The sequence below is a fragment of the Rhizobium sp. F40D2 genome, assembly GCF_051810745.2.
GTDB lineage: Bacteria > Pseudomonadota > Alphaproteobacteria > Rhizobiales > Rhizobiaceae > Rhizobium.
Map to the genome: position 1 here is coordinate 1802985 of NZ_CM131436.1, position 16054 is coordinate 1819038.

The window sequence follows — 16054 nt, forward strand, 5'->3', positions numbered from 1 at the left end:
ATGACGATATCCGGCAACCGCTCCTCAAAGGCGGTTGCCTTCCTTTTTCGGCGTATGAAGGCATCGGCCTTGCTGCAGGACAACAGATTGCTCGCATCCGGCAACCAGGCGCCGGTCGCGCCGAAGGCCGCGCGCATGGGTTTGCCGCGCGCGCGCATGCCGCACGCCTCCGTGCTCCTGCTTGCCACCATCGTCGCGATCTTCAGTCTGGTGCCGCTCGGCTTCATCAGCTGGGTCACCTACGACGTCGGTTGGGAGACGGTGAAGGCCCTGGTCTTCCGGCCGCGCGTCGGCGAACTGCTCGTCAATACGGTCCTGCTGGAATCGATCACCATTCCGCTGTCGATCGCGCTTGCCGTGACGCTTGCCTGGCTGACCGAGCGGACCGACATTCCTTTCGCGAGGCTCTGGGCCTGGCTTGCCATCGCCCCACTCGCCGTGCCCGCCTTCGTGCACAGCTATGCCTGGGTCAGCCTTCTCCCCGGCATGCGCGGCCTGCAGAGCGGCGTCTTCATCTCGGTGATCGCCTATTATCCCTTCCTCTACCTGCCGGTCGCCGCAGCCCTGCGCCGTCTCGATCCGGCGATCGAAGATGCCGCAGCCTCGCTCGGTCTTAATCCCTGGCGGGTCTTCTTCCGGGCCGTGCTGCCACAGCTCCGGCTTGCCATCTGCGGCGGCTCGCTGTTGATCGGGCTGCATCTGCTGTCGGAATACGGCCTGTTCGTGATGATCCGCTTCGACACGTTCGCGACGGCGATCGTCGACCAGTTCCAGTCCTCCTACAACAGCCCTGCCTCCAATATGCTCGGCGGCGTGCTCGTCGCCTGCTGTCTTTTTCTGCTCGGATTCGAGGTGCTGGTGCGCGGCAACGAACGTTATGCCCGCGTCGGCACCGGCTCGCCGCGTCCCACGGACCGCCGGCGGCTCGGCTGGTTCATGCTGCCGGCGATTTTGCTGCCCGTCGGCCTGGCGGTGCTGACGCTCGGCGTGCCGCTGGTGACGCTTGGCCGCTGGCTCTATCTCGGCGGCGCGGAGATCTGGCGCATCGAGGTCGGCAGCGCCTTCCTGCAGACGATCGTGCTTGCCATTGTCGGCGGCGTGCTGGCGACGATTGCCGCGGCCCCGATGGCCTGGCTTTCCGTGCGTTCGCCCGGCCGCTTCCAGCGCGTGCTCGAAGCCTGCCACTATTACGTCGGCTCGCTGCCGGGTGTCGTCGTGGCGCTGGCGCTGGTGACGATCACCGTGCGTCTGGTGCTGCCGCTCTATCAGACCTTCGCAACGCTGCTCGTCGCCTATGTGATGCTTTTCCTGCCGCGCGCCATGGTCGGGCTGCGCGCCAGCATCGCCCAGGCGCCGGTGGAACTGGAGCGCGCCGCGATGGGGCTTGGCCGCACGCCGGGCCAGGCGGTGCGGCAGATCACCATGCGGCTTGCCGCACCCGGAGCGGCCGCCAGCGTGGCGCTGGCCGCCCTCGGCATCACCAATGAACTGACGGCGACGCTGATGCTGTCGCCCAATGGCGTCGATACGCTGGCGACGAAATTCTGGTCGCTGACCAGCGAGATCGATTATGTCTCGGCCGCACCCTATGCCTTCATGATGGTTGTTCTGTCGCTGCCGCTCACCCTTATGCTCCATACCCAATCGAAACGGACCGCCGGCCAATGACGCTGCTTACGATCGAAAACATCAGCAAGCGCTATGGCCCTGTGCAGGCGTTGAAGGATATTTCGCTCGAGGTCCAGGCGAGCAGCCGCACCGCCGTCGTCGGCCCGTCCGGTTCCGGCAAGACCACACTGCTGCGCATCATCGCCGGCTTCGAACAGCCCGATGCCGGAAGGGTGACGCTGAATGACGAGGTGCTCGCCGATGGGCCCGCGACGGTGCCGGCCCACAAACGCGGCATCGGCATCGTCTCGCAGGACGGGGCGCTGTTTCCGCACTTAAGCGTTGCCGAGAATATCGGCTTCGGCTTCGAGCGAAGGGCTGTCGATCGCGAGAAGCGCATCGTCGAGCTGCTCGATATGGTCGAGCTCGACCGCGGCATGCTGGCGCGGCGCCCGCATCAGCTCTCCGGCGGCCAGCAGCAGCGCGTGGCGCTGGCGCGCGCGCTCGGCCGCAAGCCGCGGCTGATGCTGCTCGACGAACCTTTCTCGGCCCTCGATACCGGGTTGCGCGAGAATATGCGCAAGGCGGTTGCGCGCGTTCTGAAGGCGGCCGGCATCACCACCATTCTCGTCACGCATGATCAGGAAGAGGCGCTGACCTTTGCCGATCAGGTGGCGGTGCTCCGGGAAGGGCAACTGATCCAGGCGGGGTCGCCGCAATCCCTCTATCTGCATCCGAGAGACCGCGAGACGGCGCTGTTCCTCGGCGATGCCGTGCTGCTTCCCGCCATCATCCGGAATGGTCTCGCCGACTGCGCCCTTGGCAGCGTCGCCGTCGAAGGCACTCGTCAGGGCAAGGCGGAGATCATGCTGCGGCCCGAGCAAATCCGCGTCGTTGCCGATGAAGGCGATCGTCGTTATGGCGGGCGTGTCGTCGAGGTGGAGTTCGGCGGCGCGGTCTGCACCGTTGCCGTTTCGCTCGACGGCGTCGCCCTGCCGCCGATCCTGATCAAGACCTCGAGCGTCGCGCTTCCCTCACGAGGCGATCTCGTTCGCTTGGATATCGCCGGCAAGGCGCATGTTTTCGAAAGCTAAATTCAGCCGAACTTGCGCACCACTTCTTCCGGCTCGACGCCTTCCAGCCAGCCGCCGGTAAAGCCGGCGCGTTCGAGCCCGAGGCGGATGACCGGCGATTGCCGCATCAACTTCCAGATGAAGTCGGAGCGCTCGTTCTCGACCGTCATGACGACAAGACCCTGGTCGATGCCGACGGTGCGGTCGTCGACCCAGCCTTCCGGCCGCTTGGTCTTGACCGTCGGGTTGAAGCCGCCGGGAAAGCCGCCTTCCAGGAGCAGGTTCGGATAGCTGGTCAGCAGCGCCTTGGTGCCGTCCAGAGCCGCCTGCCGGTCATAGGGCAGGCAGGCAAGGGCCGCCCAGGGCGCGATCGTGCCGTCATCAGGCCCAAGCGGGGCGCCGCGGGCGGCATAACCCAGAACCTTCGGCTGGCGGCCGCCGCGCATGCGCCGTGTCGGCGGCGGACCGTCGCAGGCGGAAAAGCCCCAGATATTCCTGTTATAGCCGACGAACTGGCCGGGATTGCGCTCGGCATAATCACGCTGGACGTTGATGACGACCTGCGTGTTGCGGAAATAATCCCAGTTCCGTTCGGCCATCGGTCTGTCCCCAATGCCGCGGAAATCGATCCAGGCATGGGAGAAGAGATGGATGAACAGCGGCCCGGCATAGAGATAGGGCTGTTCGCCATGCATCATCCACGAATAACTCGACGTAAAGGCGTCGTAGCACGATTGCGGGATCGGGTGCGTCGGCGAGGCGAGCGCCAGCGCATAGAGGATGATCGCTTCGTCGAAGCCGTGATAGCGCCAGCGTAGGAAGCCGGAAGAGGGCTTCCAGCCCATGGCAATCGTATCGCCCTTGTTCAGCGCCCAGCGCCAGTCGACGCGCTCGTAGATGAAGGTCGCCAGCTCACGGATTTCAACTTCAGTCTCGTCGTCTTCGCGATCGAAATATTGCGCTGATGTCAGGATGCCGGCGACGAGCAGCGCCGTGTCGATGGTCGAAAGCTCGCTGTTCCAGGCGCGATTGCCGGTATCCATGTGCAGGAAGTGGTAGAAAAAGCCGCGATACCCTGTGGCGTGGCGTTCCTCGCCCTGGCGCGCCTCGGCGAAGAAACGCAGCGTATTGACCACGCGTTCGGCGGCTTCCTTTCGGGTGATCCAGCAACGCTCGACACCGACGGGATAGGAGGAAAGAGCAAAGCCGACGGCTGCGATGCTTGCCGGCACGCCGCCGATCGAAGTATCGGCCACCAGGCCATTTTCGGGATTGGAATATTTCAGGAAGTACTTGAATGCCGAATGCTGCAGCCTGTCGATGAGTGCTGCATCAATGTCTTCAATCCGTTGCAGCATAGGCTCCTACCCAACTGTTGCATCGCCCCATGCTTCAACATGGCGGCCGTCCCCGGGCAAATCAAACCTTTTTGATTCGCAAGGATAAGAGAACACAAATGGGCGGAAGTGGTCGTTAATAATTATTGGTGAAATAATATCTAGCAGAAGTCATATAAGCGGTGCAGCAAAAACGGCGCGCCGCGCCACCGGGCCGGGTTATTTTCCCGTAATACTTGTTGCCTCCACCCCTCTTGGAAGCGGCCGACGACGAGCCCTGAGGCGCTATCGTCCGACCGCATAGGCCTGCATGAGGCGCGGGGTGGCCGCGGCGCGCAGCAGCCCGTCAGCATCGCGCCGCGCGGCGGTCAGCCGGCCGATGGTCCAGGGATCGGTGACCGTCAGCTTGTGGCCTTTGCGGGCCAGCGCATCGAGCACAGCGGGGCCGAAATTCGCTTCCGCCATCAGGCTGCCGGGTTCGCGGGTGCGCGGATAGAAGGAGCTCGGAAAATGGGCGGTGTGAAACAGCGGCTGATCGATTGCTGCCTGCAGGTTCAGCTGGTGATTGACATGGCGCAGGAAGAAGGAGAGCTGCCATTGTTCCTGCTGGTCGCCGCCCGGCGTGCCGAAGGCCAGGGTCGGGCGGCCCTCGTAAAGGCCGAGCGAAGGCGTCAGCGTCGTGCGCGGCCGTTTTCCCGGCACCAGCGAGGTCGGCAGGCCAGGCTTCAGCCAGAACATCTGGGCGCGGGAATTGAGGCAGAAGCCGAGGCCGGGAACGGTTGGTGAAGACTGCAGCCAGCCGCCGGAGGGGGTGACGGAGACCATGTTGCCGTCGCGGTCGATCACGTCGATATGCACGGTGTCGCCGCGTTTTTCCAGATGCGCCATGGTCGGTTCGTAGACCGTGCCGGTCCCGGAAGCGGCGCCGAGCATCGTCACCGTTAGATCGCGCTGCGCCTCGAAACCCGGAATGATGCCGGGGCGAAGATCGAAGGAGGCGTCAGCGCCGATCAGTTTGCGGCGCTCAGTCGCATAGGTCTCCGACAGTAGATGCGCGACGGGGACCTCGGAAAAATCGGGATCGCCGTAATAGACCTCGCGGTCGGCGAAGGCGAGCTTCATCGCCTCGGTAACGGTATGGACGAAATCGGCGCCGTCAGGGTCCATCGCGGCGAGATCGAAGTCCTTGAGGATCGACAGGGCCTGCAGGAAGACCGGCCCCTGGCCCCAGGGACCGGTCTTGGCGATGGTCCAGCCGTGATAGTCATAGGTCAGCGGCTCCTCGATCGTTGCCGACCAGGTCGCCATGTCGTTGGCAGTCAGCACGCCTTTGTGGCGGCTACCGCTCGCATCCATCACCTCGGCGGTCTTCAGATAGGCGTCGATCTTTTCGGCGATGAAGCCGCGGTAGAAGGCGTCGCGTGCCGCCCCCACCTGAGCCTCCCGGCCGCTGTTTGCCTCGGCTTCGGCAATGACGCGCTTCCAGGTTTCGGCTAGCACCGGGTTCCTGAAATTCGCTTGCCCTGCGGGGACGCTGCCACCGGGCAGCCAGGTTGCGTAGGAGGTCGGCCATTCCTTTTCGAAGAAGGCCGCAAGCCCCTTGATAGTCGCGGAGACGCGCGGCAGCAGGGGATGGCCGTGCTCGGCGTAATAGATCGCCGGCTCCAGCACGTCGCGCACGCCGGGGATCAGCGTCAGGCCTTCGCGGGTATAATGCTCAATCGTCGCGCCGGCGGGTGCCGGGCCCTGGGCCGAGATGACCTCGACCTTGTCCTTCTTCTTCGAATAGATCACCGCCGGCAGGTCACCGCCCGGGCCGCAGAGATGCGGCTCGACGATCTGCAGCACGAATCCGGTCGCCACCGCGGCATCGAAGGCATTGCCGCCCTTTTCGAGAATGCTCATGCCGACCGCCGAGCCGATCCAGTGCGTCGAGGTAACGACACCGAAGGTGCCGAGGATTTCGGGACGGGTCGTGAATTCGGTCATTCGGGATGCCTTTCTGGCCGGATGTCTTTGCGGGCCGAATGTCTTATCTAGGAAGTCGGATGGCTCGAAGCTCAGGCGTGCGCCGAGCGCGCGGAGACGAAGACCTGTGGCTCGAAGGCAAAATCCTTGTCGAAGGGGTAGGTCGGATGCTGTTTGCGCAGCCGCGGCAGGCGCTCGACGAACTGATCGACGACACCGGTCGAGAGCGCCATCAGGTTCGGATTGGCGATCGGCGCCAGCTCGGGCGAAAGATAACCCGATTTGACGACGATGATCCTGGCGCGGTGCGGATCAAGGCCGAGCCGGGTGAAATCGACGATATTGTGATAGGGCCGGCGTTTGGCGGAGAGCACGAGATCGATGCCATCGATCGAAACCACCGCCTGACGGTCGGCCGGGTCCGACGTTTCGTGCAGGAATTTCACGGTGAAGCGGGCCGTGACCGGTTTGCTGCCCTTGGTATCGAGTGAGGCGCCGACGCTGAGATTGAGCGCCGCGCCGATGCCGCCGGCATAACAGGCCTCAGTCGCCGCCCTGTCGGCAATGCCGGCGAAGACAACGCCCGTCGCACCTCTGGCGATCAGCTCGGCCAGCACGTCGGCCCGGTCGCCGACGCCGCCGCCTGTGGGGTTGTCGCCGGATTCGGCGAGCACGACAGGAGCAGTCGGGCTTGAGATGGCTTTCTCGACACATTCCTCGACCGAGCCGGTCTCGCAGCCGAAGACGAAATCTTCGCGCGCATCCCAATAGGCGCTCGCGAGGCGTTTGGCCTCGCGCTCCAGCACGGCGCGATCGGTTCCGGTCATGATGGCGGCGGCGGTGGCGCGCGGTTCGTCGGCCCAGACGTAGCCGACCATCAAGGATGCATCCCAGACGCCGTCGATCGCGTCAATGCCGGGCAGCATGTCGTAGAGGCTTTTAGCCGGCTCATCGACGGTGCTGGTGCGTTCGCCGGGCAGCACGACCGGGATCGGCGCCCAGAGAACGATCGGCCTCACGCCTGTTGTCAGGCTCTTCACCAGCATGGCGACCGAACGGCGCATCGTCTCTTCGACATCGATATGCGGCGCGGTGCGATAGGTGGAATAGATGTCGAGCGCATCGATGATGCGCTGGGTGACGTTGCCGTGCAGGTCGTAGCTAGCCGAAACGGTGCAATCCTCGCCGACCAGCGCGCGGGCGGCGCAGATCCAGTCGCCTTCGGCGTCCTCCATGCCCTCGACATACATGGCGCCATGCATGGCGAGATAAAGACCGTCGAGCGGCAGCATCGGCTTCAGCCGCTCGAGGAATTCGCGTTTGAAAGCCTCATAAGTGGCGCGCGAAACCGGGCCGCCGGCAATGGCGCGGGCATGGATCGTCGGCAGGAACTCGGCGTCGTAATCCTTGAGGAAGGCGAAGTAGGGTGATGCCAGCAGTGCGTCCCCGCGCACCACGCGAAAATCCTTCTCTTCGTTCAGGACGGGATTGTATGTGCTGCATTCGATATGAATGCCACCGACGGCGATGCGCATGAAAAACCTCAGCTGATGTTGGGAGCGATCAGGATTTTATGGGTGATGTCGGCGCCGATGCGTCAGGGTAGGGTCGGCGGCGGCAGAAGGGACTGAACTGAACATGAGGGTCTCGATCCGAAGACGTGTTCACTTTGCCTCGACAATAAGTTTACAGCCGAAGCAATCAACCAAAATAAATTACAAACTTGATGAAGCTCCGGTTCCGCGCCAGCCGGCGCCCTATGCAGCCAAAGTGGATATGTTATCAGACGATCATGGGATTCGGGGTCTTCATCCACCGCTCAGATCGATTTATGACGACAGCCCGGCTGAGCGATATCAGTTTCCTAGCCAGTATCTCCAGCGTGTCCAAGCCTGCCTCGGCGACTGGATCATCTATTACGAACCTCGAAAGGTCACGGAGACCCGAGGTTATTTCGCTCTGGCAAGGGTTGAGCAGGTCATTCCTGATCCCGCTGCGCCGGGCATGTATCTGGCGCTGATTGAACCCGGAAGTTATCTCGACTTCGTCAACCCTGTTCCCTTCAGCGGAGCCGACGGTGTTGTCGAGCGTAGCGTGCTGAACACGCAAGGCCGGATTTCCGGCCGCGCGCAGTCGGCTGTTCGCCCGATTTCGTCGAACGACTTCAGCAGGATCATTGCGTTGGTCCTCGATAACAGCGAGCCACTGCTTCCGCGCGTCGACGCCAACGCATCCCCCTCGGGCTTTGAGGAAGAGCAGGCACCATTTCAATTTATCGCGTCACGAATAGTTCGAGACCGAGTGTTCCGCCAGGTCGTCTTGCGCGCCTATGACAAGCGTTGCGCAATTACCGGGCTCAAACTTATCAACGGTGGAGGCCGGGCGGAGGTCGCTGCAGCGCATATCCGACCGGTCGAGGCGAGCGGTCCCGATATCGTCAGCAACGGAATTGCCCTATCCGGCACGGCCCATTGGATGTTCGATCGAGGATTGATCGGTCTGTCCGATGATATGGAGATTCTCATCTCACGACACGTTAATGATCCCGACGCGGTACGGGGCCTGATCAACAAGACCGGCCGCGCGATAATGCCCCGGCGCGCATTCGAACGACCGCATGCGCATTTTCTGCAATGGCACCGCGAACACTGCTTCAAGCAGTAAATGCGTCGGCTATTTATTTTCTCGGGGATTGCAGAACGATAGCTAAGCGCGCGGTAGTGCACAGGACGCCGTCACCTTGTCCCGGCTACGTCCCGTACCCATGTCGTCGGTATGAACAAGAGAGAAAACTGGAGCGGGCGAAGGGATTCGAACCCTCGACCCCAACCTTGGCAAGGTTGTGCTCTACCCCTGAGCTACACCCGCTCAATCCGCATCGGTCCGGGGTAGTTGTTGGACCGTGGGCGCCGCCTCGTGGCGACGGGCGCTATATGGCCTAACGGATTTTCAAATGCAACAGGGAAATGACGAAGAGGCGAAGAAAAATTCGCAAGGTCGCAGGAGGCAGGCGGAAAGGCCGCAAATGCGGGGGTAGAGCGTCGGTGGCGAAGATTGCCAAATGATGGGGACGGATTTAATCAGGACGCCTCGACTTTGTCCCTCCTGCGCAATGGATTATCCGATGTCCGAAAATATCCCCAAGACCAGAGAAGAATTGTTCGCTTTCCTCGACGGGCTCGGCATTGCTCACAAGACGGTCGATCACGCGCCGGTTTTCACCGTCGCCGAATCGGTTGCGCTGCGCGACGAGATCCCGGGCGGCCACACCAAAAATCTCTTCATCAAGGACAAGAAGGACAGGTATTTTCTGTTGACCGTCGAGGAGAATGCCGAGGTCGACCTCAAGCAGGTGCATAATGCCATCGGCGGGTCCGGCCGGGTCTCCTTCGGCAGGGCGGAGAAGCTGATGGACTATCTCGGTGTCATCCCCGGCGCGGTCACCGCCTTCGGCGCCATCAACGATACGGCGGGGAATGTCACTTTCGTGCTTGATGCCGATCTGATGCGCGAGGAGATCCTCAACTGCCATCCGCTCTCCAACGATGCGACGACATCGATTGCAAGCAGCGATCTCGTCCGTTTCATGGAGGCGACCGGACATAAGCCGCTTGTCTTGAAAGTGACGTCCTGACATACGATTTTAGCGCTACAATGAGGCCGGCAGGATCGGCACGGCGGGAGATACCTATGAGCGGCAGCGACAACCCCTATAACGGTTCCTTCGGAAATCAGATGACGGCGACGACAAGCTTCGGCGCTCAGCCGGCAACCGCCGCTGCGGCAGGCAGCTATATCACCGACACGACGACTGCGAATTTCGGCAAGGACGTCATCGAGGAATCACGCAATCAGCCGGTGCTGGTCGATTTCTGGGCGCCGTGGTGCGGGCCGTGCAAACAGCTGACGCCGGTATTGGAGAAGGTGGTCAACGAAGCCAAGGGCCGCGTCCGGCTGGTCAAGATGAACATCGACGACCATCCCTCGATTGCCGGACAGCTCGGCATCCAGTCTATCCCCGCCGTCATCGCCTTCGTCAACGGCCGCCCCGCCGACGGCTTCATGGGCGCGGTGCCGGAAAGCCAGATCCAGCAGTTCATCGACCGCATCGCCGGTCCGGCCGGCGCCGACGAGGCGGCCGAGATCGAGGCTGTGCTGACGGAAGCGGCAGAATTGCTGGCCACCGGCAATATCAATGAGGCTGCTCAGCTCTATGCCGCCGTGATGCAGGCCGATCCCGAAAATGCCAAAGCGGTTGCCGGAATGGCCGAATGTATGATCGCCGCCAACCAGCATGAGCGTGCGCGCCAAACTCTGACGGATCTGCCGGAAGAGCTGGCGAAAGACGCCGGCATCCAGGCGGTGCTGAAAAAGCTCGAACAGATCGAGGAAGCCCGCAAGCTCGGCGATCCCGTTGCGCTCGAACGTGACCTTGCGGTCAATCCCGACGACCACGAGGCCCGGCTGAAGCTTGCCAAGATTCTCAATGTCGAAGGCCGGCGCGACGAAGCGGCCGAGCACCTGCTGCTGATCATGCGCAAGGACCGCGCCTTTGACGATGACGGCGCCCGCCGCCAGCTGCTGCAGTTCTTCGAGGTCTGGGGCTTCAAGGATCCGGCGACGGTTTCGGCCCGGCGCAAGCTTTCGGCGATGCTGTTCTCGTAGCCTGCCGCGGCTCTAACAGGACGGCAAGGCGCTGGATCGCTTGAATCGGTGTCCAATCCTGTTGAAAGCCGATTTCGATTTTCGGGGCTATACGCTAAGTTTCGAGGATCTGCCCTTGCGTTTTTGGACAGGGGCACCACATTCTCGTCAAGACGGGCATGCCCGTTACAAGAATGCGGGACGGTTTCATGCAAGTCGGGAATGCCAGATACCTGAAGGCGGGCGATCTGCCTGATACGATCGCCGTCTTCCCCCTGACCGGTGCCCTCCTTCTGCCGGCCGGGCAGCTTCCGCTCAACATTTTCGAGCCGCGTTATCTGGCGATGCTGGATGCAGCACTGACGGGAAATCGGCTGATCGGTATGGTCCAGCCGGCGCTCGGCGAACACGAGGAGAAGGGCGGCGATCCCAACCTTGCCGCTGTCGGCTGCCTCGGCCGCATTACTTCCTTCGCCGAGACCGGCGATGGGCGCTATATCGTATCGCTGACCGGCGTCTGCCGCTTCCGGCTGCTGGAGGAGAAAACCACCAGCGATCCCTTCCGCACCTTCCGGATCGCCCCGTTCATCGCCGATCTCTCGGCCGCGAACGAGGAGGAGGCGGTGGACCGCGCGGCGCTTCTGACCGCCTTCAAGGCCTATCTCGATGCCAACAAGCTGGAAGCCGATTGGGAGAGCGTCGAGCGGGCGAGCAATCTGACGCTCGTCAATTCGCTGGCGATGATGTCGCCGTTCGGGCCGGCGGAAAAGCAGGCGCTGCTGGAGGCGCCCGATCTGAAGACGCGGGCTGAAACGCTGATCGCCATTACCGAGATCGTGCTGGCGCGCGTCTTCGGTGACTCCGACACCGTTCTGCAGTAAACTTCAGCCATGGACGAAAAACTCAGCCGCGTCGATCCAAAGCTGCTCGATCTTCTGGTCTGCCCGCTCTCCAAGGGGCGGCTCTCCTATGATCGCGAGCACAATGAGCTTGTCTCGGAAAAGGCGCGGCTTGCCTATCCGATTCGCGACGGCATTCCGATCATGCTGGTCTCCGAAGCCCGCCGCCTCGACGAATAACGTCCCGGGAAATCGGCTTTAAAGCATGTCGCGCAAAAGTGTGCAGCGGTTTTGCGATAACGACATGCGAGAAAATATGGATTTAAAGCGCAAGGAGCAGGATCTGAAAGATCGCGATGCGCTTTAAATTGCCTGGCCGGCCAGCAGCCGCGGATTGTCCTTTGCCGTCGTTCCAGCCGCCTGGCCGATAAAGAAGGATTTGAGGCGCGGCAGCCGGTCGACGAGGCCGAGGCCGATGTCGCGAGCGATGCGGATCGGCGTCGCGTCGTTGGAGAACAGCCGGTTCAGCACGTCTGTCGTCATTCCCATCCGGAAGGTGTCGAAGCGCCGCCAGGTCTGGTAGCGTTCGAGAATGTTGATCGAGCCGATATCGAGACCGAGGCGATCGGCCTCGACGATCGTTTCGGCAAGTGCCGCCACATCCTTAAAGCCGAGATTCAGGCCCTGTCCCGAAATCGGGTGAATGCCATGTGCGGCGTCGCCGGCCAGCGCAAAACGCGGTGCGACGAAGGCACGGGCGAGCGTCAGGCCGAGCGGGAAGGCGCGTTTGTCGCCGATGACCTTCAGCGCCCCGAGCTTGTGGCCGAAGCGGCGCTCCAATTCCTCCTCGAAGACCAGATCGTCGGCGGCAACCAGCCGGTCGGCGTCATGCGTCCGCTCCGTCCAGACCAGCGAGGAGCGGTTGTTTTTGAGCGGCAGGATGGCAAAGGGGCCGGCGGGCAGGAAATGCTCTTCGGCGCAGCCCTCATGCGGCCGCTCATGTTCGACTGTCGCAACGATGCCGGACTGGCCGTAGTCCCAGGTGACGGTCTTGATGCCGGCGAGGTCGCGCAGTTTCGAGCGCACGCCGTCGCAGGCCACCAGCAGCCGGCTCTCCAAAGTACTGCCGTCCGAAAGCGTGACGGTGACATGGCTGTCTTCGGTCTTCAGCTCGGTGGCACCGAGCCCATGGCGGATGTCGATACCGAGGCGCGCGCAGACGCCGCGCAGGGCCGCGACCATCGCCACATTCGGGATCATGTGGGCGAAAGGCCGGCCGTCGGCCACTTCGCCGTCGAAGGTGAGAAAAACCGGGCGAACCGGATCGGAGGTTTTCGAGTCGGTGACGATCATTTTGGTGATCGGCTGGGCCGCCGGCTCGATCTCGTTCCAGATGCCGAAGATTTCGAGCATCTTCGCCGCCGCCGCGATAACGGCAGAAGCGCGCGTGTCGTTTTTCCAGACATGCTCCGGGGCCGCCTCGACGACCGCGACGGTCAGATGAGGTGCTGCCTGCTTGACCGCGACAGCGGCGGAAAGGCCGACATAACCCCCACCCACAACCAGCATATCAAGCATAGCGCCGCTCCCGTACCTTGTGCCTCAGATGCGACCTATATAGATCATCGCAACTTCACTTCCTACCGCCGGGAGGCATACAAAATGACGCGTGAGACATCAGGGCCTTCGGCGATGGAGACGCTGCTTTCGACGCTCGACCTGGAGCCAATCGAGGTCGACATCTTCCGCGGGCGCAGCCCGCAGGCCGGCTGGCAGCGGGTCTTCGGCGGCCAGGTGATCGGCCAGGCGCTGATGGCGGCGCAGCGAACCATCGAGGGCGAGCGTTTCGTCCATTCGCTGCATGCTTATTTCATGCGTCCCGGCGATCCCTCGGTGCCGATCATCTATCAGGCAGAGCGGATCCGCGATGGATCGAGCTTCAATACGCGGCGCGTCGTCGCCATCCAGCACGGCAAGGCGATCTTCACGCTGTCGGCTTCCTTCCAGGTGGGGGAGCCGGGCTTCGACCACCAGATCGCCATGCCCGAGGTCGAAATGCCGGAAGGGCTGCTCGGCGAACAGCAGATCAAGGATCAGTATCTGACGCATGCGCCGGAGGCGATCCGAAAATACTGGCAGCGCGAGCGGCCGATCGAGATCCGTCCCGTCTCGCTGACGCATTATTTTTCCGACAGGAAGCTCGACCCCAAACAGGACGTCTGGGTGCGCGCCACCGGCCCGGTTCCCGACGACCGGCTCTATCAGGCGGCGGTTCTTGCCTATCTCTCAGATATGACCCTGCTCGATACGTCGCTCTATGCACACGGCACCTCCATCTTCGACCAGAGCCTGCAGGTTGCGAGCCTCGATCATTCCATGTGGTTCCACAGATCCTGCAAGCTCGACGACTGGCTGCTTTATACGCAGGACAGCCCCTCGGCTTCGGGTGCCAGAGGGCTGACCCGGGGCAGCCTCTTTACCCGATCGGGTGAGCTGATCGCCTCCGTCGCCCAGGAAGGTCTGATTCGCAAAAAGGCAAATGAATAAATAATATGCATCTTTGAAAATTTGCGCATTATTTGTGCGCTTATTGGCCGATCATTTGCCTGTTTATTGGCGCTCTATATTATAATTGTTATTTTTCAATAGGTTATATCTCGCCTCGAATCTGGCACGTCCCTTGAATGTATATCGCCGGTCGCTGTTCAGGAACGTCAGCGGCAAGGAGAGTCGGCTCCGTGCCGAGGATAACGAAGGATGGGAAACCAGATGAAAATTGTGATGGCTATTATCAAGCCGTTCAAGCTCGATGAGGTCCGCGAAGCTCTTACGGCGATCGGTATTCAGGGGCTGACCGTGACCGAAGTGAAGGGCTACGGGCGCCAGAAGGGGCATACCGAAATCTATCGCGGCACCGAATATGCAGTCAGCTTCCTGCCGAAGCTCAAGATCGAAATCGCTGTTGCATCCGAACTCGTCGACAGGGCGGTCGAAGCCATCGCGGCATCGGCCAAGACCGGTCAGATCGGCGACGGCAAGATCTTCGTCTATTCGATCGACCATGCCGTGCGCATCCGTACGGGCGAAACCGATTCAGAAGCGCTGTAAAGAACGGCAGATCAAGGAGCTTTTTCCAATGTCAATTTCGAAGTTTTCTTCCACCTTTGCGCGGGTCGGCGCAGCAACGGCTGCCCTTCTGGCGCCGGCCGTCGCCTTCGCGCAGGAGGCTGCGCCCGCCGCGGCTGCAGCGCCGGTACCGGACAAGGGCGATACCGCCTTCATGTTCATTTCCACGATTCTCGTGCTGTTCATGCTCGTCCCCGGCCTGGCGCTTTTCTATGGTGGTCTCGTTCGTGCCAAGAATATGCTCTCCGTTCTGATGCAGTGCACGATGATCGGCGCGGTCGTTATGCTGATTTGGGTAATCTACGGTTATTCCTTCGCGTTCGGGGGGTCGGACAGTCCTTATTGGGGCGGCACGGCCAAGATGTTTCTTTCCGGCGTTTCGACGGCGACCACGGCGGCCACCTTCTCGAAGGACGTCGTGATTCCGGAATTCATCTTCATGCTATTCCAAATGACGTTCGCGGCCATCACGCCTGCCCTGATTGTCGGCGCCTTCGCCGAGCGCATCAAATTTTCGGCTGCCGTTGTTTTCTGTGCGCTTTGGGCAACTTTCGTCTACTTCCCGATCGCGCACATGGTCTGGGATGCGAACGGCATGCTCTTCAAGATGGGCGCGCTTGACTTCGCAGGCGGTACGGTCGTTCACATCAATGCAGGCGTCGCCGGTATCGTTGGCGCTCTTCTGGTTGGCAAGCGCACCGGTTATGGCAAAGACATGATGGCGCCGCATTCGATGACACTGACCATGGTCGGCGCCTCGATGCTCTGGGTCGGCTGGTTCGGCTTCAACGCTGGCTCCAACCTCGAAGCCTCCGGCGGTGCGATGCTCGCAACGGTCAACACCTTCATCGCGACCGCAGCTGCCATCGTTTCCTGGTCGGTCGTCGAAACCCTTGCTCGTGGCAAGGCGTCGATGCTCGGCGGTGCTTCCGGCATGGTTGCCGGCCTGGTTGCCATTACGCCCGCTGCCGGTATCGCCGGCCCGATGGGCGCGATTGTCATGGGCCTGCTCGTTTCGCCGCTTTGCTACTTCTTCGTCTCTGTCGTGAAGAACAAGTTCGGCTATGACGATACGGCAGACGTCTTTGGCGTGCATTGTGTTGGCGGGATCTTCGGCGCTATCGCCACGGGCGTCTTCGCCAGTGCTTCGCTCGGCGGCGTCGGCTATGTCGAAGGTGTGACGATGGGAAGCCAGGTCATTGTTCAGCTCACCGCCGTTCTCACCACGATCATCTGGTGCGGTGTCGGTTCGGCGATCCTCTACAAGATCGTCGACGTAGCGATTGGCCTGCGCGTCCCCGTCGAAGCCGAGCGCGAAGGTCTCGACCTCGCATCGCATGGCGAAGCCGCCTACCACTCCTGATCACAGGGTTTGCGCGCCCGGCACAAGGGCGCCGCTCCACGGCCCGTCGCGGCCTATCTAATCATAAGCCGCACTTGGCCCGGACCTTCCAAGGTT

Annotated in this window: 13 protein-coding genes, 1 tRNA gene and 1 pseudogene; 10 read left to right on the plus strand and 5 right to left on the minus strand. The window is 62.0% G+C overall.

All coding sequences use genetic code 11. The features are described 5' to 3' along the window. Positions 1 to 1668: an ABC transporter permease subunit gene (locus ACS4RS_RS08640; protein WP_439011302.1), complete on the plus strand. Its 1668-nt coding sequence runs from the start codon at positions 1 to 3 to the stop codon at positions 1666 to 1668. Continuing rightward, a complete protein-coding gene (locus ACS4RS_RS08645) occupies positions 1665 to 2702 on the plus strand; it encodes an ATP-binding cassette domain-containing protein (protein WP_439011301.1) in 1038 nt (345 codons plus the stop codon). Before ACS4RS_RS08640 ends, ACS4RS_RS08645 begins: the two co-directional genes overlap by 4 nt. Before the next feature lie 2 nt (positions 2703 to 2704). On the opposite strand, the gene ACS4RS_RS08650 is transcribed toward ACS4RS_RS08645, so the two are convergent. The 3 genes from ACS4RS_RS08650 to ACS4RS_RS08660 form a co-directional block, all read right to left on the minus strand. After that, on the minus strand, positions 2705 to 4039 hold the full coding sequence (locus ACS4RS_RS08650) for a glucoamylase family protein (protein ID WP_439011300.1): 1335 nt from the start codon (positions 4037 to 4039) through the stop codon (positions 2705 to 2707). Positions 4040 to 4303: 264 nt separating this feature from the next. Then, positions 4304 to 6007 (minus strand): gamma-glutamyltransferase family protein, encoded by a 1704-nt coding sequence (locus tag ACS4RS_RS08655; RefSeq protein ID WP_449313946.1) that lies wholly within the window; start codon positions 6005 to 6007, stop codon positions 4304 to 4306. Positions 6008 to 6078: 71 nt separating this feature from the next. Continuing rightward, positions 6079 to 7521 carry a M81 family metallopeptidase gene (locus ACS4RS_RS08660; RefSeq protein ID WP_439011299.1) on the minus strand — a complete coding sequence of 481 codons (1443 nt, stop codon included), beginning with the start codon at positions 7519 to 7521 and terminating at the stop codon, positions 6079 to 6081. A gap of 257 nt (positions 7522 to 7778) precedes the next feature. Between ACS4RS_RS08660 and ACS4RS_RS08665 the strand changes: the two are divergent. Continuing rightward, a pseudogene (locus ACS4RS_RS08665) lies at positions 7779 to 8650 on the plus strand (HNH endonuclease). A 129-nt stretch (positions 8651 to 8779) separates the two neighbouring features. Here ACS4RS_RS08665 and ACS4RS_RS08670 read toward each other — a convergent pair. Beyond that, positions 8780 to 8854: transfer RNA gene (locus ACS4RS_RS08670), tRNA-Gly, on the minus strand. 256 nt (positions 8855 to 9110) lie between these two features. On the opposite strand from ACS4RS_RS08670, the gene ACS4RS_RS08675 reads away from it, so the two are divergent. The 4 genes from ACS4RS_RS08675 to ACS4RS_RS08690 all read left to right on the plus strand — a co-directional run bounded on the left by ACS4RS_RS08675 (position 9111) and on the right by ACS4RS_RS08690 (position 11709). Beyond that, positions 9111 to 9620: a prolyl-tRNA synthetase associated domain-containing protein gene (locus ACS4RS_RS08675; protein WP_439011298.1), complete on the plus strand. Its 510-nt coding sequence runs from the start codon at positions 9111 to 9113 to the stop codon at positions 9618 to 9620. 56 nt (positions 9621 to 9676) lie between these two features. Then, positions 9677 to 10651, plus strand: coding sequence for a thioredoxin (gene trxA / locus ACS4RS_RS08680; protein WP_439011297.1), 975 nt, complete (start codon positions 9677 to 9679; stop codon positions 10649 to 10651). A 173-nt stretch (positions 10652 to 10824) separates the two neighbouring features. After that, on the plus strand, positions 10825 to 11511 hold the full coding sequence (locus ACS4RS_RS08685; protein ID WP_439011867.1) for an LON peptidase substrate-binding domain-containing protein: 687 nt from the start codon (positions 10825 to 10827) through the stop codon (positions 11509 to 11511). 9 nt (positions 11512 to 11520) lie between these two features. Next, a complete protein-coding gene (locus ACS4RS_RS08690) occupies positions 11521 to 11709 on the plus strand; it encodes a Trm112 family protein (RefSeq protein ID WP_003589705.1) in 189 nt (62 codons plus the stop codon). A 123-nt stretch (positions 11710 to 11832) separates the two neighbouring features. Here ACS4RS_RS08690 and ACS4RS_RS08695 read toward each other — a convergent pair whose 3' ends face one another. Continuing rightward, complete coding sequence (locus ACS4RS_RS08695) at positions 11833 to 13047, minus strand: ubiquinone biosynthesis hydroxylase (protein WP_439011296.1); 1215 nt, start codon at positions 13045 to 13047, stop codon at positions 11833 to 11835. 84 nt (positions 13048 to 13131) lie between these two features. Here ACS4RS_RS08695 and tesB point away from each other — a divergent pair, with 84 nt between their 5' ends. The 3 genes from tesB to ACS4RS_RS08710 all read left to right on the plus strand — a co-directional run bounded on the left by tesB (position 13132) and on the right by ACS4RS_RS08710 (position 15958). Beyond that, positions 13132 to 14016 carry an acyl-CoA thioesterase II gene (gene tesB, locus ACS4RS_RS08700; RefSeq protein WP_439011295.1) on the plus strand — a complete coding sequence of 295 codons (885 nt, stop codon included), beginning with the start codon at positions 13132 to 13134 and terminating at the stop codon, positions 14014 to 14016. Positions 14017 to 14226: 210 nt separating this feature from the next. Beyond that, complete coding sequence (locus ACS4RS_RS08705) at positions 14227 to 14577, plus strand: P-II family nitrogen regulator (RefSeq protein WP_003543684.1); 351 nt, start codon at positions 14227 to 14229, stop codon at positions 14575 to 14577. A 28-nt stretch (positions 14578 to 14605) separates the two neighbouring features. Further along, a complete protein-coding gene (locus tag ACS4RS_RS08710; RefSeq protein ID WP_439011294.1) occupies positions 14606 to 15958 on the plus strand; it encodes an ammonium transporter in 1353 nt (450 codons plus the stop codon). Positions 15959 to 16054 lie beyond the last annotated feature (96 nt).